The organism is Provencibacterium massiliense (assembly GCF_900169495.1).
Taxonomy (GTDB): Bacteria; Bacillota; Clostridia; order Oscillospirales; family Ruminococcaceae; genus Harryflintia; species Harryflintia acetispora.
In genome coordinates this window covers 152215-175137 of the sequence record NZ_FWCH01000011.1, presented here as the reverse complement: position 1 = coordinate 175137, position 22923 = coordinate 152215, and the positions used below count along the sequence as shown (strand labels likewise).

Sequence of the window (22923 nt, the reverse complement as noted above, 5' to 3'; positions counted from 1 at the left end):
CCCCGAGAAGCCGTTTCTCGGGGCCCTTTCTATTTTCCCTTGATCTTTTTCCAGTAGCCTTTCGCCGCCTGCTCGGTCCTGTTCTCACCGTATTGGTAGTAGACGCGGTCTTTCAGGTTGTCCGGCAGGTACTGCTGCTCGACGTAGTGGTTCGGGAAGTCGTGCGGGTACTGGTAAAATTGCCCCTTGACCTTCACCTCGGCGCCGTCGAAGTGCTTATTTTGCAGCTGCCGCGGGATTGGCCCCGTGTTGCCCGCGGCGATGTCCGCCATCGCCGCCTCGATCCCCATGCAGCCGCTGTTGGACTTGGGCGCGGTGGCCAGCAGCACCACCGCGTCGCCCAGGGGAATTTGCGCCTCGGGCAGCCCGACCTGCATGGCGATGTCGGCACAGGCCTTGACGATCGGGATGGCCTGCGGATAGGCGAGCCCGATGTCCTCGCAGGCGCACACCAGCATGCGCCGGCAGGCCGAGATCAAATCCCCCGCCTGCAACAGCCTTGCCAGATAGTGCAGCGCCGCCTGGGGGTCGGAGCCTCGGATCGACTTTTGAAAGGCCGAGAGGATGTCATAGTGCTCGTCCGCCGAGCGGTCGTAGCGCATGACGCTCTTGGTGGTGACCTCCTCCACGCTCCCGTCCGCCACCCGGCGCACCCCGTCCGCGCTCTCGCCCGAGAGGGCCAGCAGCTCAAAGGAGTTAAGCGCGCGGCGCACATCCCCGCCCGAAAGGGTCGCTATCTTTTCCAGCGCTTCGCCTGAAATTTCGATTTTCTCCCCCAGCTCCCCCTCGAGCAGCGTCCTGGCGCGCCCGAGCGCCGGGAGGATCTCCTCCTTTTCCACCGGCTTAAATTCAAAGACGGTCGAACGGCTAAGGATCGCGTTATAGATATAGAAGTAGGGGTTCTCGGTGGTGGACGCGATCAGGGTGATCGACCCGTCCTCGATGAATTGCAGCAGGGTCTGCTGCTGCTTTTTGTTGAGGTACTGGATCTCGTCCAGATAGAGGATCACCCCGCCCATCGCCTCCAGGCTGCCCAGGTTCTCCACGATCTCCCGGATGTCCGAGGTGGAGGCGGTGGTGCCGTTGAGCTTGTAGAGCTTCTTGTGGGCCTTCTCGGCGATGATCCGCGCCACGGTGGTTTTTCCCACCCCCGAGGGCCCGTAGAAGATCAGATTGGGGATCGTGCCCCCCTCGATCAGCCGGCGCAGCACCTTGCCTTGCCCCAGGATATGCCGCTGCCCCACTACCTCGCCAAGGTCCTGCGGGCGCAGCCGGTCCGCCAGTGGGCTTGTCATCCTCTCACCTCAATCCATGAAACTTGATATGATAGCTATTATACCGCGCTTTTCCCCCTTTGCCAACCAAAAAAACGCCGGGACGCGAACGCGTCCCGGCTCTCGTCAGCTCTCCAGCTCATAGATGGTCGGCACGAAGCTACGCTTTTCACGGATCACCGCCGCGCGCGTGCCGTCGGGCGAGAAGCGCGCCTGCACCGGGCGGGTGAAGCGGTCCAGCTCCTGGAGCTTCTTCTCACGGTAGTCATACAGGTAGAGCACCGGCTCCTGGCTGTCGGAGAGCAGCAAAATTTTCGATTTGTAGGTGTCTTGGATCACCAGGTCGTTCTCTTTGAGCGTAAACTTGGAGATCAGGGTCGCGGAGGGCGCGTTGTAGACGTAGTACTGGGTCTCATAGGAGCCGTACTCCTGTGGGAGGTACACCTTGGCCTGTACCAGGATCCGGTCCGAGGCGCGCATCCAGCGCATGTTCTTCTCGTTCCCCTTGACCTGGAAGGGGAACCCGATCATGGCGATCTCCTCCCCCTGGTTGTCCCCCCGGTTGGAGTAGACCATCAGCTTGTCGCAGACGGCCTCCCCCTTCATTCCGAGGCCCCGGGCCATCCGCTCGCAGAAATAGTATTCCTCGCTGGAGTTAAACTGTACCCCCTGGTAGAAGTATTCCCCCTTAAATTCGGGCAGGTAGTCCCCGTAGAAGTCGGCGCGCTCGGTGCGCAGCACTCCGCCGTCGGGCAACTCCAAAGAAAATTGATTCTCTCCCAGCAAAAATTCCGCCCGGTCGTCGTACAAGCGGCTTTTGAAGCCGAGCTCGCCCTTCTTGGCGGTGCTGTAAAGGCTCCCGGCGAGCCCCTCCTCGACATTCAGCTGGGCGATCACCCGCTGCGGCTCCTCCACCCCTTCCCGGGTGAAGGCCAGCAGGAGCCTGTCCTTTTGTGGCCACTGCCAGCTTTCGAGCACCACCCCGCCGGTGACCTGCTCCTCGCTGCCCGCGTCCAGCCGCACGCTGGTGGATCGCATCTTGGCCGCCGCGCCCGGCAGCGCGACCGCCAGGCTGAGCACCCCTGCCAACACGCCGACAATCAGCTTTTTCATTCCTTGACACTCCTTTCTTGGGAACCGGTTTTGGCCTTGGCGAAATGGCAGTATTACAACTGCCAAGGTGAAGAACCGGCCGCTTGAAAGACAAACCTTTCAAGCTTTTCCCTCTTTTTTCGATCCTTTAAAACGGCGCCGCCCCACAGTGGGGCGGCGCCGTGTAAAGTCGTCCTTCGCTTTCCAAATTACTCGTAAAGCGGATATTTTTCACACAGCGCATTCACGCCCGCGCGAATCTTGTCGGCACTTCCCTCGAAGTCGGTGGCGGTAAGATAGAGGAACTCGGCGATTTTGTCCATGTCCTCCTCGACCATCCCGCGCGAGGTGACCGCCGGGGTGCCCAGGCGCAGGCCGCTGGTGATAAAGGGGCTCTGCGGGTCGGCCGGGATGGCGTTCTTGTTGGCGGTGATGTACACCTCGTCGAGCTTCTTCTCCAGCTCCTTGCCGGTGATCCCCAGGTTGCGCAGGTCGAGCAGGATCAGGTGGTTGTCGCTGCCGTCCGAAACCATATGGAAGCCTCTCGCGCGCAGCCCCTCCTCGAGCGCCTTGCAGTTTTTGAGGATCTGCTGCTGATAGGATTTAAACTCCGGCTGCAGCGCCTCGCCCAGGCAAACCGCCTTGGAGGCGATGATATGCATGAGCGGGCCGCCCTGGGTGCCGGGGAAGATCGCCTTGTCGATCGCCTTGGCGTACTCCTCGCGGCAGAGGATCATGCCGCCGCGCGGGCCGCGCAGGGTCTTGTGGGTGGTGGTGGTCACCACGTCGGCGTAGGGCACCGGCGAGGGGTGCAGCCCCGCGGCGACCAGGCCCGCGATGTGCGCCATATCCACCATGAACAGGGCGCCCACCTCCTTGGCGATGGCCGCGAAGCGCTCAAAATCGATGGTGCGCGGATAGGCGCTCGCCCCCGCGACGATCAGTTTGGGCTTACATTCCTTCGCCTTCGCGAGCACTTTATCGTAGTCGATCCGGTGGGTCACCTCGTCCACGCCGTAGGACTCGAAATGATAATACTTGCCGGACATGTTGACCGGCGAGCCGTGGGTGAGGTGCCCTCCCTCGGCAAGGCTCATGCCCAGCACCGTGTCCCCCGGCTGCAGCAGCGCGAAATAGACCGCCAGATTCGCCTGCGCGCCCGAATGGGGCTGCACGTTGGCGTGCTCGGCGCCGAAGAGCTCCTTGGCGCGTTCGCGCGCGATGTTCTCCACGATGTCCACGCACTCGCATCCGCCGTAGTACCGCTTGCCCGGGTACCCCTCGGCGTATTTGTTGGTCAGCACCGAGCCCATCGCCGCCATCACCGCCGGGGAGACGATATTCTCCGACGCGATCAGCTCGATGTTGCGGCGCTGCCGCGCGAGCTCCTTGTCCATCGCCGCGGCGACCTCGGGGTCGCTCTTTCCCACATACCCGATCGTATCCATCAGATCCCTGTACACCTTCGCCATACCTCCATCTCGTCGGGCCCGCGCCGGGGCCCGCCCATATTCTCTCTCTATTATACATGGTCGGCGCGAAAACACCAATAGCTATGCGGTAAATTTTCTTGTCAGCACAACTTATTCAGAAATCCTTCCCTTCCCTTTTGGAAATTCTATCATCTTGCCACTTGTTTTTTTTGCTGAATAATGGCAGAATAAAATCAGTATATGTATACAAAATTTCGCCCGCGGGCGCGGCCGACAATCGGAGGTAATAATCTGTGGAACATCAACTGGTCCTGGTCCTGGATTTCGGAGGACAATACAACCAGCTCATCGCGCGCCGGGTACGGGAATGCTCGGTCTATTGCGAGGTTATCCCCTATCACACCCCGCTTCATGAAATCGAACGGCGCGCCCCCATCGGGATCATCTTTACCGGCGGGCCGAACAGCGTCTTCGCCGGCGAGGCGCCCTCGGTCGATCCGAAAATTTTTGAGCTCGGGATCCCGGTGCTCGGCCTTTGCTACGGCTGCCAGCTGATGGCCCAGCTGCTCGGCGGGTCGGTTTGCAGCGCCGAGGTCAAGGAGTTCGGCAAGACCGAGACCCAGTTCGACTTCCAGTCCCCCCTCTTTAAGGGCCTGCCGGTCTCGGGGATTACCTGGATGAGCCACAACGACTATATCGACAGGCTGCCCGCCGGCTTTCAGTCGGTCGCCCATACCAAGGGCTGCCCGGTGGCGGCGATGGAATGCAAGGAGCGCCGGCTCTACGGCATGCAGTACCATCCCGAGGTCAACCACACCGAGAACGGGGTCGCCATGCTGCGCAACTTCCTCTACGAGGTCTGCGGCGCAAAGGGCGACTGGACCATGGGGGACTACGCCAAGCGCTCGATCGAGACGATCCGCGCGCAGGTGGGTGACGGCCGGGTGCTGCTCGCCCTATCGGGCGGGGTGGATTCGTCGGTCGCCGCCGCGCTGATCTCCAAGGCGGTGGGCAACCAGCTGACCTGCATCTTCGTCGATCACGGCCTCATGCGCAAGAACGAGGGCGACGAAGTCGAGGCGGCCTTCGGGGGCGGAGACCTCAACTTTATCAGGGTCAACGCCAGGGACCGCTTCCTCGGGAAGCTCGCGGGGGTGGAAGAGCCGGAGCGCAAGCGCAAGATCATCGGCGAGGAGTTCATCCGTGTCTTTGAGGAGGAGGCCAAGAAGATCGGCGCGGTCGATTTCCTGGCCCAGGGCACCATCTATCCCGACGTGATCGAGTCCGGCACCGGGGATGCGGCGGTGATCAAGAGCCACCACAACGTCGGCGGACTGCCGGACTATGTCGACTTCAAGGAGATCATCGAGCCGCTGCGCCTTCTCTTCAAGGACGAGGTGCGCCGCCTGGGGCTCGAGCTCGGGCTGCCGGACTACCTGGTCTGGCGTCAGCCCTTCCCGGGGCCGGGATTGGCCATCCGGGTGATCGGGGAGATCACCGAGGAGAAGCTCGAAATCCTGCGTGACGCCGACTTCATCTTCCGCGAGGAGATCGCCAAGGCCGGGCTGGACCGGGACATCCACCAGTATTTCGCGGTGATCACCAACATGCGCTCGGTGGGCGTGATGGGCGACGGGCGCACCTATGATTATACCCTCGCGCTGCGCGGCGTGACCACCACCGACTTCATGACCGCAGACTGGGCGCGCATCCCCTACGAGGTGCTCGACCGCGTCTCGGTGCGGATCATCAACGAGGTGCGCCACATCAACCGGATCGTTTACGACATCACCTCCAAGCCCCCGGCAACCATTGAGTGGGAATAACATGCATATCATCTTTTACCCCCAGCAGGATTCCTCGCCGGAGTTGCGCGAACAAATCCTCGCGCTCGAGGACCGTGCCTGGCCATCTTTGCGCGGTGCCCCCTGGCCGCAGAGGGAGCACCGCGTTTCCCTTTGCGGCAAAGAGAACGGCCTGCTGATCGCCCACGCCGCCGTCGCGGCTGCCGCGCTTTCCTATAAAGGACAATCCTACCGCGCCTTCGGGTTGTGCGAGGTGGTCGTTGCCCCCGAATATCGGGGCCGGGGATTGGCCCTTGCTCTGATCGCCGCCGCCCGGGAAACTATGCAGCGGGAGGGCGCGGATTTGTGCGTCCTCACCTGTGAGCCTGAGCTTTGCGGGCTGTACACCCGTGCCGGATGGCGGCAAATGGACCGTCTTTCCGTTTGCGGCGGGACCGCCCCAGGAGCCCTTCACAGCGATTCACTGGGGCTGTGCACCCTGCTGAGCTTGTTTTCGCCCAAGGCGGTTTCCCACCAAAGCGACTTTGCATGCGGGGAGCTGATCCTCCCCCTGGAGGAGGGCGATCTGTGGTGAGCGCGCCCGGCAAACCATCTGAAACGGAGGAACCTTCATGAACCGTTCGCTCGGCGTCGGCTACTGCGGGCTGGTCTGCGCCCTGTGCAGCGAGAGCGAGGGCTGCCCCGGCTGCAAGCAGGGCGGCTGTCCTAAAAAAGACAGCTGCAAAAATTATCTCTGCTGCACACAAAAGGGATATTCCGCCTGCCACGAATGCGCCGGGTTTCCCTGTACGGATAGCATCCTACATAAAATGCGCATACGCGCCTTCGAGCGCTTCATCGCCCGCTGGGGCGAAGAAGCGCTGCTCGACTGTATGGAACGAAATGAACGCCAGGGGCTGGTCTACCACTATCCGGGCGGACATGTCGGGGACTATGACAAGCCGCAGAGCGAGGAGGAGATCATCGCCCTGGTTTTAAACGGAAAGGAGCAATCACAACTATGAAAAACTTTTCTTATTATACCCCCACCCGGGTGGTCTTCGGCAAGGGGACCGAGCTGCAGACCGGGGAGCTCATCAAGGCGCAGGGCGCCAAAAAAGCGCTGATCCACTACGGCGGCGGCAGCGTCAAGCGCACGGGGCTGCTGGAGAGGATCTGCCAGTCCCTGGATGATGCGGGGGTGGAATACGTCCTGCTCGGCGGGGTGGTGCCCAATCCCCGGATGTCCAAGGTCTACGAGGGGATCGAGCTCTGCCGGCGCGAGGGGGTCGACTTCCTGCTCCCGGTGGGCGGCGGCAGCGTGATCGACTCGGCCAAGGCGATCGGCTACGGGCTGTGCTACGACGGGGATGTCTGGGATTTCTACGCCAAGAAGGCGGTCCCCAAGGCCTGCGCCCCCATTGGCGCGGTGCTCACCCTCTCGGCGGCGGGCAGCGAGATGAGCGATTCATCGGTGCTCACCAACGAGGATGGCTGGCTCAAGCGCGGCTGCAACAGCGATTTGTGCCGCTGCCGCTTCGCGGTGATGAACCCCGAGCTGACCTACACCCTGCCCCCCTACCAGACCGCCTGCGGGGCGACCGACATCCTCATGCACACCATGGAGCGCTACTTCACCCGCGAGCCGGACACCTCCCTGACCGACGCGCTGGCCGAGGGCCTCATGCGCACTGTGATCGAGAGCGCCAGGACGGCGCTGCGCGATCCTCAAAACTACGACGCCCGCGCCCAGATCATGTGGGCGGGCAGCCTCTCGCACAACGGCCTCACCGGCTGCGGCACGGTGGGCGACTGGGCCAGCCACCAGCTCGAGCACGAGCTGGGCGGCATGTTCGACGTGGCCCACGGCGCGGGGCTCGCCGCAATCTGGGGCAGCTGGGCGCGGTACGTCTATAAGGAAGACCCGGCGCGCTTCGCGCAGTTCGCGGTCAACGTGCTGGGGTGCAAAAACGATTTTGCCGACCCCCGGCGCACCGCCCTGCGCGGGATCGAGGCGATGGAGGACTTCTACCGCTCGATCGGGATGCCCACCAACCTGCGCGAGCTGGGGGTCGAGCCGACCGAGGAGCAGTTCCGTGAGCTCGCCTACAAGTGCAGCTTCCAGAACACCCGCACCATCGGCGGCTTCAAGGTGCTTAACATCGACGACATCGAAGCCATCTACCGGATGGCGAAATAACAAGAAAGCGGGGGGCTTCTCTATAGAGAAGCCCCCCGTTTGTTTTATGTAGCCTATTTTACCTTCGCCGCGGCGCGCTGCTGGAACTTGTCCCGGTTGACGATCAGCCGCAGGTGGGTCCCCTTGCCGACGATCCCCTCCCGGTCCTCGCAGAAGATCTTGAAGAGCACCTTCTTCCCCTCGATCTTGATGATTTCGGCGGTAGCGGTGATCTCCATCCCGGCGGGCACGGCGCTTATATGGGCCAGATCGATCTGCGCGCCGACGGTGGTCTCCCCCTCCTTGAGGCAGTCCTGCACGCAGGCACAGGCGGCCTGTTCCATCAGCGAGAGCATGACCGGCGTGGCCAGCACGCCCACATCCCCGCTGCCCAGGGCGCTGGCGAGCATCCCCTCGTCAACCTTGGCGCTGACCTGATACGATTTCCCCATATGCATATTCTGTTTCCATTCCTTTCCCAGACACCGGCGCCGATTCCACCCGGCAGTTTCACCAAACATCTATATGTTGCATTATAAAAAAAGACGAATTGTTTGTCAATCCTAAATCGACATGTTATAATACCTTTGGTTTATTTTTCTTAATAAAAGGTGGTGCTTTGCTTGCTGCTCGAGCTCGATCATATCTGTAAAAGTTTCGGCGTGGACGTCGTGCTGCAGGACGTCTGTCTCTCTCTGGAGGAGGGGGACCGGATCGGCCTGCTCGGACGCAACGGCGCGGGCAAGTCCACTTTACTGAATATCATCACCGGGAAGCTGGACTACGATTCCGGCTCGCTTTCCATCGGCCGCGGGGTAACCCTCGGCTATCTGCAGCAAAACGGCGCGCTGGACCTGCAAAACACCATCGAAAGCGAGGCCGCCTCGGTCTTCCACGACACCCTTGAGCTGGGGCGGCGGCTCCAGGCGCTGCGCCTGCGGTTGTCATCCCTCCCGCAGGACGATCAGTCCCGCGCCGGGCTGCTCGAGGAATATGACCGGATGAACACCGCCTTCGAGGCGCAGGACGGCTACCAGATCGACGTAAAGATCAGCACCGTCCTCAACGGCATGGGCTTCGGGAATTACGACCGCCGCCAGCCGGTGGCTGAGCTCAGCGGCGGGGAGAAGACCCGCCTGGCCATCGCCAAGCTCCTGCTGCAAAACCCCCAGGTGCTGATTTTGGACGAGCCGACCAACCACCTCGATTTCGTCACGCTGGGCTGGCTGGAGGAATATTTGCGCGCCTACCGCGGGGCGCTGATCGTGGTCTCCCACGACCGGTATTTTCTGGACAGCGTGGTCAGCGACATCTGCGAGCTCGAGCGGCACGCCCTGACCCGGTACAAGGGCGGGTATTCCCAGTTCGTGCGCCAGAAGGAGGAGCGGCTCGACTACTGGCGCAAGCAGTACGAACGCCAGCAGGAGGAGATCGCCAAGATGGAGGACTACGTCGCGCGCAACCTGGTGCGCGCCTCCACCTCGGGCAGCGCCAAGAGCCGGATCGCCGCGCTCGAGCGCATGGAGCGCATCGACCGCCCGCCCGGGGAGCTAAAGGATTGCAAGCTGCGCTTCGCGCTGGATTTCGAGCCCTACAAGGACGTGCTGATCGCCGAGGAGGTTTCGGTGCGCGTCGGCGAGGGGGAAAGTGAAAAGCTGCTCTGCCAGGACATCGGCCTGCACATCGAAAAGGGCGAGAAGGTCGCCGTCATCGGCCAAAACGGGGTGGGCAAGTCCTCCCTGCTGCGGGCGCTGCAGGGGATGATCCCCCACGGCGGCCGGATCAAGTGGGGCACCAACGTCAAAATTTCCTACTTCGAGCAGGAGAACCGCCAGCTCTCGCCGCAAAAGACGGTGATCGCCGAGCTGCGCGACCACTTTCCCCGCAAGAGCGAGACCGAGCTGCGCACCCTGCTCGGCTCCCTGCTGCTGCAGGGGGACGACATCTATAAGCAGATACGCGACCTCTCGGGCGGCGAGCGGGCCAAGGTCGCCTTCGCGCTGATCATGCTCGAGCGGGCGAACGTGCTGATTTTAGACGAGCCGACCAACCACCTCGACTACTCCACCAAGGAGGTGCTCGACGAAGCGCTCTCCTCCTACCAGGGCACCATCCTGATGGTCTCGCACGATCGGTACCTGCTCAACCGCGTCCCCAGCCGGATCATCGAAATGTTCCCCGACCGGCTGCAGAGCTACGCCGGCGGCTACGACTACTATAAGGAGCACAAGGTTTCCCCGCAGGAGGTGCCGCAGCAAAGCGAGCCGCAGGAGCAGCCAAAGCAGAACCCCTATTACCGCTCCAAGGCCCAGCGCGCCGCCGAGCAGCGCCGCAAGAGCCGGCTCTTATCACTCGAGGGCGAGGTCTCAGCCCTCGAGGAGGAGATCGCCGCGATGGAGCGGCAGCTCGCCTCGCCAGAGCTCGCCAGCGATTATCAAAAGCTGGGTGAGCATTGCGCCCTGCTCGAGGAGCGCCGCGCGCTGCTCGGCGCGCGCATGGACGAGTGGCTCGCCCTCACCGAGGAAACGGAGTAATTATGCCCCATAAGGGATCGATGCAGGAAGGGCCCGCCGGCTTCGGCGGGCCCTTCCTGTTGGGGATGTTTTCCTCAGCGGCGAAATTGGGGGATCGCCGCCATATAGACGGGCCGTAGGCCCGCCGGTAAACCCATGGGGGGATATGGGTGTTACCCGATGTTAATCAGCCGCCCTGGAAGACCCGCAGCACGGGCGCGGTGGCGGTCACGGCGTTGCCGGAGGCGTCGGTGTAGGAGACCTCTCCCATCACCCAGACGTTTTCAAAATCCCAGCCCGCGGCTTCAAAGCGGGACTGATCTGCGAACTGCGAGAGCTCCAGCGGGGCGGCGTTGGTGTTGTCGCCCGAGGGTAGGCTCCCGTAGCTGGCAACACCCTTGAGGTAGAAGGAATTTCCCACCGTACCGGAGCGGATGTAGGCGGCGATGCCCGCCGGCTTCGGGGAGGTGAGCTTGGCCGGCATGGCATAGGTCTTGTCAATCTGTGAAGAGTAGGACATGCAGCCGGTGATCCCGCCTGCACCGTAGGACTCGTCCTTCGTTGTCGTCAATTGGCCGCCCACGGTGTAGCAGTTCTCGATCCTGCCCTCGGCCCAATGTACAAGGGGGCTGGCATGGTTGTTTGCGCTCGCGTCGATGTCCTTGCCGTAACAATACTCCACAACCGACGTGGTATCCCCAGAAACCGGGCCCGCGCCGTTGGTGCCGGAAAAGGACAGCTCTTCAAAGCCCAGGTTGCGCAGGGTCGATCCCTTTACGCCAAAGATCGCCGCACTGCTGTTCGCAGCGGTGCAACGCACCGAGCCGTCCCGGATGACATGCCCGTTGCCGTCATAAACGCTGCCGGCGCCGAGCTTTACCTCTTCGTTTTTTTGCTGCGAGTAGGTGTGGTCCCCAAAAATGATGTCCGCCGTCTGCATATAATAGCATTTCTGCGCGGCGTGCTGGTTGATGTGCAGCAGCTGCCCGAGCGTCCCGACGAGATAGGGGTCGGCCTCGGTGCCGCTGCCGATCTGGAAGCGGTCCGCCGTGGCGCAGGAACAGCCCTTGGCCGCGCTGGCTTCCTGCCTGACGCTTGCCGTACTGTCAAACCCCGCCCGCTCGCCGGAGGGGTAAGCCGTCACCCGCACGGTATATGTGCCGGGATTGGCCGCGTCGATATTTTCAATTGGCAGGAAGCAAGCGGCATCCGCGACATGCTCGCGGGAGGCGACCACGCGCTCCCCCTCGAGCAGCTCATAGGTGTAGTCCTTCGTCCGGGTACTGGCAGGATCCAGCGCCACATGAAAGCCATACTGCCGCTGTGCGCTCCCGGCCTGCGCCGTGAGGCGCAGGGCGCCCTCCTGCGCCGCGGCCGGAAGGGCTGCAAGCGCCAGCAGGCAGGCGGCCAGGGCCGCGCCGATCAGATGTTTCATGCCATTTCCTCCCCATCGGAAAAGACCGGTACCATACGTTACTGTAGGTCTTTTTTTAAGTCTCAATATCCAGAATATACCAAAATTAAATAAATTTTATAACAGTTCGTCCTAATTATATCCTGTTCTGGGAGAGAATGCAAGCAAAAAGGGCCGTAAACGGCCCTATCCCCTTTAAAAAAAGACCTGTAGTAACGTATACTATAGGCCTTTTTATTTTTCTGCCGTTGCATGCCTTCAGCGCTTTGCAAAGACCCGCAGCACGGGCGCCGCGGCGGTCACGGCATTGCCGGACGCATCATTATAAGTGATTTCCCCCATTGTCCAGACATTCTCAAAATCCCAGCCCGCGGCTTCAAAGCGGGACTGGTCCGCGAACTGTGAAAGCTCCAGCGGGGCGGCGTTGGTGTTGTCGTTGCCCGGTAGGCTCCCGTAGCTGGCGGTGCCCTTGAGGTAGAAGGAATTGAGGATGGAACCCGCGCGGATATAACCGATCCCGCTGATCTTCGGCGCACTCAGCTTGGCGGGAAAGGCATAGGTTCTCGCTACGGTGGGAGATACCGCACCGGGACTGCCCAGATACCCGATCAGACCGCCCGAACCGTAAGTGCTGTCCGAAGTCGAGCTCGCCTTGATCCCGGCGGTATAGCAGTCCTCCGCCCCGATACCCCAGCAGTTGATCAAGCCGCCCGCGTGGTTTCTTCCCACCGCGTTGATGTTAATTGCATAGCAGCGCTTGACCGTCCCGCTGTGGCCGCCAACCGGCGCCGCGCCGTAGCCTGAGCTGTTGACCGAAAAGGTCATGTCCTCAAAGCCCGTATTGAGCAGGTTCCCGTTCTTGAGCGAAAACACCTCGGCATTGTCCCCGGTTCTGGTGACCTTCACCGACCCGCCCCGGATCACATGCCCGTTCCCGTCATAGGTGCTGCCGCTGTGCAGCTTGACGACACCGTAGTCGTCCACCATACTGGTGTAGTCCCCGAACTGGATGTCCGCCGTCTGCATATAGTAGCATTTCTGCGTGGCGTGCTGGTTGACGTGCAGCAGCTGCCCGAGCGTCCCGACAAGGTAGGGATCGCCCTCGGTGCCGCTGCCGAGCTGGAAGCGGTCCGCCGTGACGCAGGAACAGCCCTTGGCCGTGCCAAATTCCTTCTGGATGCTCGCCGCCCGCTCAAACCCCGCCCGCTCGCCGGAGGGATAAGCCGTTACCCGCACGGTACACCTGCCGGGACTGGCCGCGTCGATATTGACGATCGGCAAAAAGCAAGCCGTGTCCGCGACATGCTCGCGGGAGGCGATCACGCTTCCCCCCTCGAGCAGCTCATAGCTGTAGTCCTTCGCCCGGGCGCTGGCGGGGTCCAGCGTCACATATACGCCGTATTCCCGCCGCGCGCCGGCCTGCTGCGCCGTGAGGCGCAGCCCGCTCCCCTGCGCCGCGGCCGGGACGGCCGACAGGGCCAGCAGGCAGGCCGCCAGGACCGCGCCAATCCATCGTTTCATACCATTCTCTCCCTTTCACAAAAGACCGATAGCATAGCATGCTTCCGGTCATCCCCTGGCAGGGAATCGGCAAAAAGACGGGTTCCGGCTTGAATTTTCTCCCAGAACCGGGTATAATTAGGACGGAATTTGACGAAGCGGACGCTTTATTTCCACAAACCGGAAAATACAACGCAAAAAAAGACCTGCAGCATGCTATGCTATAGGTCTTTCTTTTTATCTTGTCATTCCCACTTATTTTTTGGACTTTGGCTTTTTGGGCGGCTTGCCCTCGATGAGGGGGTGCTTCTTTGAGGCAAATGCGCCGGTGGAAATGGGCAGCCCCTTCTTCTCCAGCCGCCACTCGGCGAACTGCCGGATGAGCGAGTAGATCACCGCAAAGAGGGGTACGCCGATAAACATCCCGACCAGCCCCAGCAGGCTGCCGAACACGGTGATCGAAAAGACCACCCAGAAGGCGGAAAGCCCGGTCGAATCGCCTAAAATCTTCGGGCCGATGACATTCCCATCCAGCTGCTGCAGCAGCAGCACGAAGAGCGCGAACCACAGCGCGGTGACCGGCTCGACCATCAGCAGGATCAGGATGGAGGGGATCGCCCCGATGAACGGCCCGAAGTAGGGGATGATGTTCGTCACCCCGACGATCACGCTGATCAGCATGGCGTAGGGCATTTGGAACAGGTTCATGCCGCAGAAGCAGAGCACCCCAATGATCAGCGAGTCGAGCAGCTTGCCCGAGATGAAGCCGCTGAAAATCTCATGGCTCTGGTGGGTGATGTCCAGAATTTTCTGAACCACCGGGCTGGGGATCAGGGCGTTCATCAGCTTTTTGATCTGCGCAAAGAAGCGCTCCTTGCTCAGCAGCATATAGATCGAGATGATGATCCCCAGGATGAAATTGAGCACCCCGGTGGTGACCGAAAGGGTCGCCTTCCAGACGTGGGGGATCGCGTCGGTGAGCACCCCGGTCACCGAGCTGAGCACCTGCTCGAACGCCTTCATGATCTGCTGTAAGGTCGAGGTCGGCAGGTTATACAGGTCATATTTCGCTATAATGTCGTTGGCGAACGCCTCCACACTAGTCATCCAGCCCGGGATCTGCACCGCGATACTCGTCACGCTCGAGACGATCTGCGGGATGACGATCCAAAAGAAGATGGTCAAGACGATGATGGTGACGATGTAGGTCAGAATCAGGCAGATCACCCGCCGCGTACCGCGGCGCAGGCGCTCCCCCGTCAGCCTTGCCAGCAGCCGCTCGATGGCGTTGAGAATGGGACACAGGATGTATGCGAGCACGAACCCGATGATGAAGGGGGTGAGCAGGGAAACGAAATTCCCCAGATACGCCCATATCTTCGGGAAGTTGATGATCGCCGCAACCACCACGGCCGAGACGGCAACCACCAGCACCGCATAGATCGCGATGGTGTTATATTTCCTGTTAAAGTCCGGCTTCACGCAGCAGCCTCCATTTCAAATTAAACGTCCCAGGGTATTGCAACAGCAGGATGAACCCCTTCACCCTGCTGTCAAATCAGTTCAGCCCAGCGCCTCCATAAAGACCTCGTAGCTCGCCACATCCGCGGGCGGTACGATTGCGCCGCCGGAAATCTGGGTGCCCAGGCGCTCCATGCGGCTGACGACGTCCTCCGGCACCTTGACCGAGCAGTCCAGCTTGAGGCAATTCTCAGCCAGCCCCAATGAAAGGGTTTCCCCTCCCTTGCTCCCCGCAAGGTAGCGGTTCGCCGTCTCGCACATCGCGTTGCCCACCTGCTTGACCGCCACGGCCAGCATGCCGTCCACCCGGTCGGTGCGGTCGGCGCAGATCACATACCGGCCGCTGTCCAGCGCCGCTTTGAGCGCCGCGTCCACATCGTCGAGCGCGAAGACCACCTGCGCCCGGTCCCCGAACAGCCCGGCGGCCAGCTCTCCCGCGCTGGAGTCTGTGTCCTCGGCGTAGCGGACCGCCACCTCGATCGTCCTGCCCTGCTCCCTGGCGCCGAAGGCGGCGCCGGCGCGGTAACCGTATTCATATTCCTCGCTGCGCGCATCCCGCGCCTGTGCGACGAAGCCGACCTTGCCGCCCTGTGGCATATAAGAGGCGACATAGCCCGCCAGGAAAGCGCTCTCCTGGCTGCGGAAAGTCACCCCATAGACGTTCGGCATGGGCGCGCCGGGGTCGGCATCGAGCAGTGCGAAGCTGGTGCCGGAGTGCTCCTGCGCCGCGTAGAGGAGCGGGTCGCCCATCTCCTTGCCGACGGCGAAGACCAGCTTCTGCCCCGCGAGCTTATTAAGGCTGTCCCGGTATTCTTCGCTCGATTGGCTGTCCTGCTGCTTGGCGCTTGCCGACAGTTTTTTCTTCACTGTCTCGAGGCCCTGCACCGCCTGCGCTCCCACGCCGCCGTCCGCCTGCGCGGGCGTCGCGAGTCCGACGCTGAGCTTCCCTTTGCAGCCGCCCAGCGAAACCGCCAGCACGACCGCCAGCAGCAAAGTCATGATCCGTTTCATGGTTGTCCCCCCAAAGTTGACGGCGCACACCCAAAAAGCGCGCCTTTCGCTTGTGCGCTCCTGACAATGGGCAGCTGGATCCAAAACAGGGCCAGCCCTCCATGACGGGCGCTTTTCTCTGTTTGCATAGCCGGGCGTTCCAAGGGCTTGGCCCGGGCAATCAACTGGATTTATTATAATACAGATTGCCATAATTTACAACTTCTATTCTAACTTTCGCTGCGGTTTCGGCAGCCGGACGCGTGGAAAATCTTCGGAAGCGTCTTGACAAGTTTTTTGGGTGATGCTATAATCAATCATGCTGATTGCGGCTCGTCCCTTTTGGGGATCTTGCCGGCAGCATATAAAATGCGGATATGGCGGAATTGGCAGACGCGCTAGATTCAGGTTCTAGTGGGGGCGACTCTGTGCAGGTTCAAGTCCTGTTATCCGCACCATATTTTGTCGAAAGAAGCCGAATGCTGAAAAGCAATCGGCTTCTTTCGTTAAGTATAACCTTATGTATTATTGTAAGCGATAGTTTGAAAAAAGTATTACATGGTGTATATAAATTTGTTAAAAAATAATGATACCCCGCCCTTCATTATATACATTCAACGATGCCGTTAGGCAGTATATCGTCTATTTTCAAAAAATCTTGTTTGAGAATATCATAATAAGTAATGTAATTTTCTTTTAAAATCGCAAGAGCTTCCTCTACGGAGTTCGCATTTTTGTGCTCAATATAAAACACAATTTCACTCATTATCTGAGCTAAATATGAATACAGATGCTCAATATAGATAATCAAAGACTTATTTTGCTTAAATGCCGAGTGTGTGATTTCATTCCGTATCCTATACAATCTTTGTATATGCCACCGGATTTTTTGAGTGTAATGATCTAATCTTTTAATGATTTCATCTACACTAGTTAGTAGAGAGTGGATTTCGTTACAGCGATATAACAATAAAGAGTTGCAATTACATCTTCGCTGGAGTATTGGATATTTTTCCGCATTTCGAAACAAATGGATCAATTTTTCTACAACTTCCTTTTTGTTTGGTGATTGCATGTCAATACCAATGGTTGGGTCTGAAGAAAAATTACATCTTATGCAATCTTCCGAAAAGTTACGTACGATACGGTAGACATAACGGGTGCACATTATTTCTGGAAGAACTAACTTTATATGAGAAATGATATCACCATATTGGCCGGTTCTCATCAGTGACTCCAAAGCAATCCAAAGAGAAATATATTTAGTTTCTTGAAACAATGCCGACCGACTCAGGCTGGTATATGCGAATGCGGCACCAATTTTAGCTGCGATCTCGTTCATGCCTTGGTCAACAAAAATTTGGTTCGTATCTTCAAAAAGACTATTATGACTATCAATATAGTCATAGGTTTTGAATATGTCTGTGAGCCTTAAATTTGTAGTATAATTTGTATCGGCATCATAAACAATAATTTGAGGGGAATTTGCAATCCAAGGGCTAATAATATTATAAAAAGTGGCAATGCTCAATTTGCTGTTTAGAATATTGATTGCTGACAAAACTCCAGCATAAATGTCTGTAGCGTTTATATTTAGAATTAAGTATGTGGTTATCGGAGTAATTTTTGAGCACAAATCAGGTCTTTCACGAGAATTTTCCAATATTTGTATTCCGAGTTCTGTTCGTAATCCAAGACTGCAAATTATTCCTCGAATGTTTTGAGCATCGAGTCCAGGAGATGTTTCTATCTTTAAACTATAATATACCTCAAATGATTTGAAAGGATGATCAACTAGCCGACTTTTGAATGTTTCCCACTTCTCCGTCGGGGTCTTATCGCCAGTAAAATAGGCAGCTAATTGAAATAAACCTTTTGCAGACCAGCCATTAAAAACGCATTGACTGATTAAACAACTTGTACAACTTTCTATTTTAGCATTATCTAGAGTATCGATGGATTCATTCAAGTCATCTAATATATAAGCCAAATATGAAGTTTCTAACTGGCGAATCGGTGTCTTAAGTTGGTATTTGAGTCTATTTAAGGAAATATTTTGAGTTCCGTTTTTATCATCGCTAGATTCTCCTCGAGGTTTTCCGTCGATTTTAGAAGCTAAAATGCGAAGTAGCATTATTTTTAAGGAACGATTATGCTTTTCAAGAATCTTATCCGATTTTACTATCAATAATGCTTCTTCTTTGCAATCATCAACATTTTGGCGTGAAGTTAGTAGCCCAGACATTGTCTTTTCTATTACATCCGACAGTTCCATGCAAGCAACATAGGAATTTAAAATATTGTATTGGTACATATCAAGTGTACGGCTTTCTAGCATTTCTTGCCATCTCTGATAGAAAAATATATGTTTACTATTAATTTTTCGATATTGTTGTAATCGTTCGTCGTTAGACCCTGCTAACATAATTTTTGAAGCCCCCTTTATGTATTGACATTTTTGCTAATTTCACGTATAATAATGGTGTGGAGAAATCCATACTATATATTGATATTAAGAGGCAGATTCTTTAGTGACGAGGCGCTTGCCCGCACGAAAAGAACAAGCCTCTTATTTTTTGTGTAAATGTCTCGCATTTAGCTGAAGTTTGGAATATTATAACACAAAAATGGTGATGTGTCACCTGATAAAGAGCTTGATTTGGCTGAGTCGGAATTGTCCCGCGCCAACATGATGCTGATTTATGAAAAAGGCTTTAAGGACCCGTACCGCATGATGTTTTTGAGAACCGTTCTTGAAAGTGTAAAATGCTCAACTTTGGATATGCATCTTTTTTGAGCGAAAGACACAGATTTTATTGAAAGAAGTCGACTGCTTTTTAGTAGTCGACTTCTTTTGTTTTATATTACCGCTTAATCCATTCTATAGGGTCTTGGAGTGCGCTTTTGGAATGATCCGGTGTTTCACGGCAACAATATTAACACTTAAGCAACGAAAGCGGCGGGTGAAAATGGACATTTTTGAGAACTATCTGCTCCAAATAGAAAACCAGGATCACCGCGCCCTTTTGCGAAAAACTCTGCATTGGGTCCAGAAGTCTTTTCCCCCATTGGAGCCGCGGATCGCATGGAATCAGCCGATGTTTACCGATCACGGCACGTTCATCATTGGATTCAGCATTGCAAAGCGGCATTTCACCGTCGCGCCGGAGGCAAAGGGGATGGAACGCTTTTCAAGCGAAATTGAAAGAGCCGGATACAGCCAAACGCCTAATTTGTTCCGTATCAAATGGGGCGAACCGGTCGATTATCCGCTGCTGGAACGCATAATCCAATTCAACCGGGAGGATAAGGCGGATTGTCCGACCTTTTGGCGAAAATCGGAAGTATCCCGTCAATAGGTACTCCCTGTCCTATTGGTGCTTATGAATCCATCCATATCTATCCGGTATTCCGACACTGCCCGAGGATAATTGACAAAAATACGCTCTGCCTTTACAATGAATCAAAAATAGGAGGTGGAGAGATGCCAGCGGGATTGGCTCGCTAAATGATGCAACTGCGCATGGAATCGAAAGCAAAGGAGAATCAAAACAAACCGCTTCAAGGAGAAACGGCGCCGCAGTCTCCTCGTGCTCGCGCAGTGTTCCAGCATTTGTCTTTGTATTTTAAAACAATCTCAAAATTTAGCGCAATGAGGAGAAGGCACGCATAAGTGCCGTAAAACGGAAGAATTACAGGTGTTTGGACAAAAGAAAGGAGACCCGTTATGGCGTTTCACACCTTGGCCGTCGGCGGCCTGATCCGCGATCGGAGCGGGAAGATCCTGATCGTGAAAAGTCCGCTGCGGGGCTGGGAATTTCCGGGCGGCATGGTGGAACGCGCAGAGAGCCCGCTCGTGGCCCTCATGCGGGAAATACGGGAGGAGAGCGGCGTCGCGGTCACGGTGCGGGAGCTGGCGGGAATCTACACCAACCTGGAGCGGGACATCGTCAACCTGGACTTTCGCTGCGACTACCGCTCGGGAGAGCTCGCCACCAGTGAGGAGAGCGTGGAGGTTGGCTGGTTTTCGCCGCAGGAAGCGGTGCGAATGGTGACAAACGATAAGTATGTCCCGCGCCTACGAAACCTGTTGGACGAGCGTCCCGTAATCCATTTCGCCTCGTTTTATGAAGACCCCTTTCGCTATATGATGGAAACGGAGCTTCCGAGAAAATAAGAAGCAGGGACCGCACACCGAAACGGTGTGCGGTCCCTGCTTTCTACCCACTAGCCTTCCCGCTTCTTAACCGGAAAGAGTACGCCGGTCTGCAGCTCTTCGGGGTCCCCCACCTCGTTTTCATCCCGCAGGTACCGCTCGATGGCCGGCCCGCAGACCTCGTAATCCGGGTGGGATGACAGCCACGCCCCGATGGCCTCGTAGGCGTAGCGGATGGTCTCATACGGCCCGGTGTGGGTGACCGCGGCACAGAGCGAGGCGGGCAGCGTTTTCACGTCCGGGTGCTCTCCCGCCACCTCGACCTGGGCCTCCACGTCCGCCTGCTCATAGGAAAACTCCTCCCCCAGGCAGACAAGCTGGGTGGCGCCGCTGCGGCGCAGTCCCCGCTGCTCCATTTCGCGGTAGAGCTCCGAGAACAGCTCGTGCACCTCGCCGATGGCGATGGTGCGCCGCAGCCCCAGCACCCGCCGGGATGGTGTCTCCATTAAAATGACATGGTATCTTGACAAATTGATTCCCTCCATCTTGCTCAAGTCCTCCTCCATCCGGCGAAGGGCGCGCCGCAGCTCGCCCAGCTTCCGGTAGGCCGTCACCCGCCGGCGCTGGACGGCGACAGCCAGCTCCTGAGGCCCAAGCTCCAGCAGCACCCCGATCTCAGTGAGTGAAAAGCCGTAGCCTTTGAGCGTCTCAATTTTATGCACCCTGGCGAGCTGATCCGCTTCATAATAGCGGTAGCCGTTTTCGCTTCCGGTGCTAGCCGGGTGCAGCAGCCCGAGGCGGTCGTAATGCCGCAGCATCCGCGCGCTGACCTGGCACAGCCTGGAAAATTGCCCGATGGTGAACATCGCTTTCTCCTTTCTTCTATCCTGAACCGGTCCATAAGGAGAGGATACACCTTGTCACATTGTCAAGGTCAAGAGGGAATCAAGAAAAATTTATAAGCTAGCGGATTTCATATTTAAACCGGTCCCCCAGCACGATCTGCCGGGTGCGGTGGACCGGGATGTCCGGCTCTTCGAACATCAGCTCGCGCACCAGCAGTACCGGCGTGCGTTTTTTGACCCCGAGCTGGGAAGCCTCCCACTCGTTTGCCCGCGCGATTTCGATGCTCTTGCTCGGGCGCAGCCGGGTGATCCCGAAGCGGGAAGTCAGCAGCGCGTAGATCGACTCGTGCTCCAGATCCTCCTTGATCAGTGGGCAGAAGCGCTCGGTGAAGAAATTTTCTTCGAGCACGACCGGCACTCCGTCGGCATAGCGCAGCCGGTGCAGGTAGAGGATCCGGCTGTCAGAAGCGACCCCGAGCTCGCGCACGTCCTCCTCCCCGGCGGGCCTGATCGCCACCGAGATCAGCTTGGCCCCCGGCACCACCCCGTTGCGCTGGCAGACCGAGGTAAAGCTGAGGTTTTCCATAATGTTTTCCCCGATCTTGGGGTTGCACACATAGGTGCCCTTCCCCTGCCGGCGGGTGAGGTGCCCCTCTTCCACCAGCTCGGTGAGCGCCTTGCGCACCGTCACCCGGCTGACGCCGTAGTGGTCGCTCAGCTCCATTTCGGTTGGCACCCGTTCTCCCCGGCGCAAGGAACCGGCGTTGATTTGCGAGAGCAGGTCCTCCTTGAGCTGCTTATAGAGCGGGGTGGAGGAATGTTCATCCAGCATGGTCCGCTTCTCCTCTCATTTGCGCAATTTATTAGTGCAATAAATTTATAATACAATTATCTATATTTGTATTATATAATTTTTATAATCCAAAATCAATTGGATAAAAAGAATAAATATATTAAAATTAATTAAATTAAACTGGATGATATTCTAAAATTTAAAAAACCTCTTTACAAATAAATTGTATCTATGATATTATCTGATCGTAGAACAATACATACATCGCATGAAGGAGGAAATGAAATGTTCAATTTTGACATTCCCCGGTATGAAAAGGTCGTCGGCGACGCGCTCGCGCTGCGCCCCGAAATCGAGAAGGCGGCGGACGAGATCAGCAAGCAGGGCTACTCCAACATCTTCTTTATCGGCTGCGGCGGCACCTATGCGCACTCCCTGCCGCTCAAGTACATGCTGGACACCCAGTCCGAGATCGAGTCCCACTCGGTGATCGCCGCGGAGTTCATGCTCATGGGCCACAAGAAGTTCTCGAAGGACAGCGTCTGCGTCTTCTCCACCCGCTCGGGCAACACCAAGGAGATCGTGGCGGCCGCCAAGTTCTGTAAGGACGCCGGCGCCAGAGTGGTGATGTACGTCTCGAACGCCGGGACCCCGGCCTGCGAGTACGCGGACTACCTCTTCTGCTCCTTCGCCGAGGACGATGTGCTCTGCGAAGCGATCTACCTGACCAACATCCCCTTCGTTGCGCGTATGATGTATAACGCGGGCGCTTTCCCGAAGTATGAGCAGTTCGCCGACCAGCTGCAGAAAATCACCCCCTACCTGATCAAGGGCAAGGAGCTCTATGAGGACCGCTGCAAGGCGATGGCCGAGCATCACAAGGACACCGATTACCATATGGTCATCGGCGGAGGCAACCTCTGGGGCGAGGCGTACGACTACGCGATGTGCATCCTCGAGGAGATGCAGTGGATCAAGACCAAGTCCATCCACGCCGCCGAGTTCTTCCATGGCACCTTGGAGCTCGTCGAGGAGGACACCAGCCTGATCCTCTTCTTCGGCGAGGACGAGACCCGTCCGCTGATGGACCGTGTCCTCAACTTTGCCAAAAAGATCACCAAGGAGATCAACATCTTCGACACCAAAGAGGTCGAGCTGCCCCTGGACGAGGAGTTCCGCAAATACATCTCCCCGATGATCGTCTACACCATCACCGAGCGCCTGAGCTGCCACCTCGAGCATGTGCGCAACCATCCGCTGACCACCCGGCGCTACTACCGCCAGATGGAATATTAATCGGTCCTTACCGGTGTTTTCGGGAAGCCGCGAGCCCAAGCTCGCGGCTTCCCTTTTCGTCCGCCGGAGCGCCAGGCAGCATGGACGTGCTGCCCGCCGGCGGGCCGGTGCAATCTGGACTTTCCGGGGGAAC

At 57.7% G+C, this 22923-nt stretch carries 19 protein-coding genes and 1 tRNA gene; 9 read left to right on the top strand and 11 right to left on the bottom strand.

Translation table 11 applies throughout. The features are described 5' to 3' along the window. Nucleotides 1-29: 29 nt before the first annotated feature. The 3 genes from B5477_RS04515 to B5477_RS04505 form a co-directional block, all read right to left on the bottom strand. Entirely contained in the window at nucleotides 30-1295 is a 1266-nt protein-coding gene (locus B5477_RS04515; protein ID WP_079698623.1) for a replication-associated recombination protein A, read from the bottom strand. A 105-nt stretch (nucleotides 1296-1400) separates the two neighbouring features. Then, a complete protein-coding gene (locus B5477_RS04510) occupies nucleotides 1401-2387 on the bottom strand; it encodes a hypothetical protein (RefSeq protein ID WP_079698622.1) in 987 nt (328 codons plus the stop codon). Between the two features lie 188 nt (nucleotides 2388-2575). Beyond that, nucleotides 2576-3829 carry a serine hydroxymethyltransferase gene (locus B5477_RS04505; protein WP_079698700.1) on the bottom strand — a complete coding sequence of 418 codons (1254 nt, stop codon included), beginning with the start codon at nucleotides 3827-3829 and terminating at the stop codon, nucleotides 2576-2578. A 263-nt stretch (nucleotides 3830-4092) separates the two neighbouring features. Between B5477_RS04505 and guaA the strand changes: the two genes are divergently transcribed. From guaA to B5477_RS04485, 4 genes are read left to right on the top strand one after another with little or no spacing between them, the layout of a single operon-like run. After that, nucleotides 4093-5625 (top strand): glutamine-hydrolyzing GMP synthase, encoded by a 1533-nt coding sequence (gene guaA, locus B5477_RS04500; RefSeq protein ID WP_079698621.1) that lies wholly within the window; start codon nucleotides 4093-4095, stop codon nucleotides 5623-5625. 1 nt (nucleotide 5626) lies between these two features. Then, entirely contained in the window at nucleotides 5627-6178 is a 552-nt protein-coding gene (locus B5477_RS04495) for a GNAT family N-acetyltransferase (RefSeq protein WP_079698620.1), read from the top strand. 37 nt (nucleotides 6179-6215) lie between these two features. After that, nucleotides 6216-6608, top strand: coding sequence for a DUF3795 domain-containing protein (locus B5477_RS04490; RefSeq protein WP_079698619.1), 393 nt, complete (start codon nucleotides 6216-6218; stop codon nucleotides 6606-6608). Next, on the top strand, nucleotides 6605-7783 hold the full coding sequence (locus B5477_RS04485) for an iron-containing alcohol dehydrogenase (protein WP_079698618.1): 1179 nt from the start codon (nucleotides 6605-6607) through the stop codon (nucleotides 7781-7783). Before B5477_RS04490 ends, B5477_RS04485 begins: the two co-directional genes overlap by 4 nt. A 53-nt stretch (nucleotides 7784-7836) precedes the next feature. On the opposite strand, the gene B5477_RS04480 is transcribed toward B5477_RS04485, so the two are convergent. Continuing rightward, nucleotides 7837-8214: a thioesterase family protein gene (locus B5477_RS04480; protein WP_159448929.1), complete on the bottom strand. Its 378-nt coding sequence runs from the start codon at nucleotides 8212-8214 to the stop codon at nucleotides 7837-7839. A gap of 171 nt (nucleotides 8215-8385) precedes the next feature. On the opposite strand from B5477_RS04480, the gene B5477_RS04475 reads away from it, so the two are divergent. Beyond that, nucleotides 8386-10296 (top strand): ABC-F family ATP-binding cassette domain-containing protein, encoded by a 1911-nt coding sequence (locus tag B5477_RS04475; RefSeq protein WP_159448928.1) that lies wholly within the window; start codon nucleotides 8386-8388, stop codon nucleotides 10294-10296. Nucleotides 10297-10462: 166 nt separating this feature from the next. Here B5477_RS04475 and B5477_RS04470 read toward each other — a convergent pair whose 3' ends face one another. The 4 genes from B5477_RS04470 to B5477_RS04455 form a co-directional block, all read right to left on the bottom strand. Next, nucleotides 10463-11710, bottom strand: coding sequence for a hypothetical protein (locus B5477_RS04470; RefSeq protein ID WP_079698615.1), 1248 nt, complete (start codon nucleotides 11708-11710; stop codon nucleotides 10463-10465). A 237-nt stretch (nucleotides 11711-11947) separates the two neighbouring features. Continuing rightward, a complete protein-coding gene (locus B5477_RS04465; protein WP_079698614.1) occupies nucleotides 11948-13210 on the bottom strand; it encodes a hypothetical protein in 1263 nt (420 codons plus the stop codon). Between the two features lie 234 nt (nucleotides 13211-13444). Further along, entirely contained in the window at nucleotides 13445-14671 is a 1227-nt protein-coding gene (locus B5477_RS04460; protein ID WP_079698613.1) for an AI-2E family transporter, read from the bottom strand. Between the two features lie 81 nt (nucleotides 14672-14752). Then, the gene (locus tag B5477_RS04455) at nucleotides 14753-15721 is read right to left on the bottom strand and encodes a BMP family ABC transporter substrate-binding protein (RefSeq protein WP_159448927.1); all 969 of its coding nucleotides are present in this window, start codon (nucleotides 15719-15721) and stop codon (nucleotides 14753-14755) included. Nucleotides 15722-16071: 350 nt separating this feature from the next. On the opposite strand from B5477_RS04455, the gene B5477_RS04450 reads away from it, so the two are divergent. Next, a tRNA-Leu gene (locus B5477_RS04450) sits at nucleotides 16072-16158 on the top strand. Nucleotides 16159-16304: 146 nt separating this feature from the next. On the opposite strand, the gene B5477_RS14815 is transcribed toward B5477_RS04450, so the two are convergent. Next, nucleotides 16305-18125, bottom strand: coding sequence for a hypothetical protein (locus B5477_RS14815; protein ID WP_143533539.1), 1821 nt, complete (start codon nucleotides 18123-18125; stop codon nucleotides 16305-16307). A 544-nt stretch (nucleotides 18126-18669) separates the two neighbouring features. Here B5477_RS14815 and B5477_RS04440 point away from each other — a divergent pair. Next, on the top strand, nucleotides 18670-19059 hold the full coding sequence (locus tag B5477_RS04440) for an iron chaperone (RefSeq protein ID WP_079698610.1): 390 nt from the start codon (nucleotides 18670-18672) through the stop codon (nucleotides 19057-19059). Nucleotides 19060-19427: 368 nt separating this feature from the next. Next, nucleotides 19428-19877, top strand: a complete 450-nt coding sequence (locus B5477_RS04435; RefSeq protein ID WP_079698609.1) for an NUDIX hydrolase — start codon at nucleotides 19428-19430, stop codon at nucleotides 19875-19877. Between the two features lie 50 nt (nucleotides 19878-19927). Here the strand turns inward: B5477_RS04435 and B5477_RS04430 are convergent, their stop codons facing one another. Both B5477_RS04430 and B5477_RS04425 read right to left on the bottom strand, forming a co-directional pair. Next, complete coding sequence (locus tag B5477_RS04430; RefSeq protein WP_079698608.1) at nucleotides 19928-20722, bottom strand: MerR family transcriptional regulator; 795 nt, start codon at nucleotides 20720-20722, stop codon at nucleotides 19928-19930. 97 nt (nucleotides 20723-20819) lie between these two features. Then, nucleotides 20820-21533: a GntR family transcriptional regulator gene (locus B5477_RS04425; protein WP_079698607.1), complete on the bottom strand. Its 714-nt coding sequence runs from the start codon at nucleotides 21531-21533 to the stop codon at nucleotides 20820-20822. A gap of 246 nt (nucleotides 21534-21779) precedes the next feature. Here B5477_RS04425 and B5477_RS04420 point away from each other — a divergent pair, with 246 nt between their 5' ends. Beyond that, on the top strand, nucleotides 21780-22790 hold the full coding sequence (locus tag B5477_RS04420; protein WP_079698606.1) for an SIS domain-containing protein: 1011 nt from the start codon (nucleotides 21780-21782) through the stop codon (nucleotides 22788-22790). Nucleotides 22791-22923 lie beyond the last annotated feature (133 nt).

Coding starts and splice junctions, on each gene's coding strand:
- B5477_RS04480 (WP_159448929.1), bottom strand. CDS start 8,214: ATGGGGAAATCGTATCAGGTCAGCGCCAAGGTTGACGAGGGGATGCTC.
- B5477_RS14815 (WP_143533539.1), bottom strand. CDS start 18,125: ATGTTAGCAGGGTCTAACGACGAACGATTACAACAATATCGAAAAATT.
- B5477_RS04465 (WP_079698614.1), bottom strand. CDS start 13,210: ATGAAACGATGGATTGGCGCGGTCCTGGCGGCCTGCCTGCTGGCCCTG.
- B5477_RS04485 (WP_079698618.1), top strand. CDS start 6,605: ATGAAAAACTTTTCTTATTATACCCCCACCCGGGTGGTCTTCGGCAAG.
- B5477_RS04510 (WP_079698622.1), bottom strand. CDS start 2,387: ATGAAAAAGCTGATTGTCGGCGTGTTGGCAGGGGTGCTCAGCCTGGCG.
- B5477_RS04440 (WP_079698610.1), top strand. CDS start 18,670: ATGGACATTTTTGAGAACTATCTGCTCCAAATAGAAAACCAGGATCAC.
- B5477_RS04425 (WP_079698607.1), bottom strand. CDS start 21,533: ATGCTGGATGAACATTCCTCCACCCCGCTCTATAAGCAGCTCAAGGAG.
- B5477_RS04455 (WP_159448927.1), bottom strand. CDS start 15,721: ATGAAACGGATCATGACTTTGCTGCTGGCGGTCGTGCTGGCGGTTTCG.
- B5477_RS04495 (WP_079698620.1), top strand. CDS start 5,627: ATGCATATCATCTTTTACCCCCAGCAGGATTCCTCGCCGGAGTTGCGC.
- B5477_RS04470 (WP_079698615.1), bottom strand. CDS start 11,710: ATGAAACATCTGATCGGCGCGGCCCTGGCCGCCTGCCTGCTGGCGCTT.
- B5477_RS04420 (WP_079698606.1), top strand. CDS start 21,780: ATGTTCAATTTTGACATTCCCCGGTATGAAAAGGTCGTCGGCGACGCG.
- B5477_RS04490 (WP_079698619.1), top strand. CDS start 6,216: ATGAACCGTTCGCTCGGCGTCGGCTACTGCGGGCTGGTCTGCGCCCTG.
- B5477_RS04435 (WP_079698609.1), top strand. CDS start 19,428: ATGGCGTTTCACACCTTGGCCGTCGGCGGCCTGATCCGCGATCGGAGC.
- B5477_RS04430 (WP_079698608.1), bottom strand. CDS start 20,722: ATGTTCACCATCGGGCAATTTTCCAGGCTGTGCCAGGTCAGCGCGCGG.
- B5477_RS04515 (WP_079698623.1), bottom strand. CDS start 1,295: ATGACAAGCCCACTGGCGGACCGGCTGCGCCCGCAGGACCTTGGCGAG.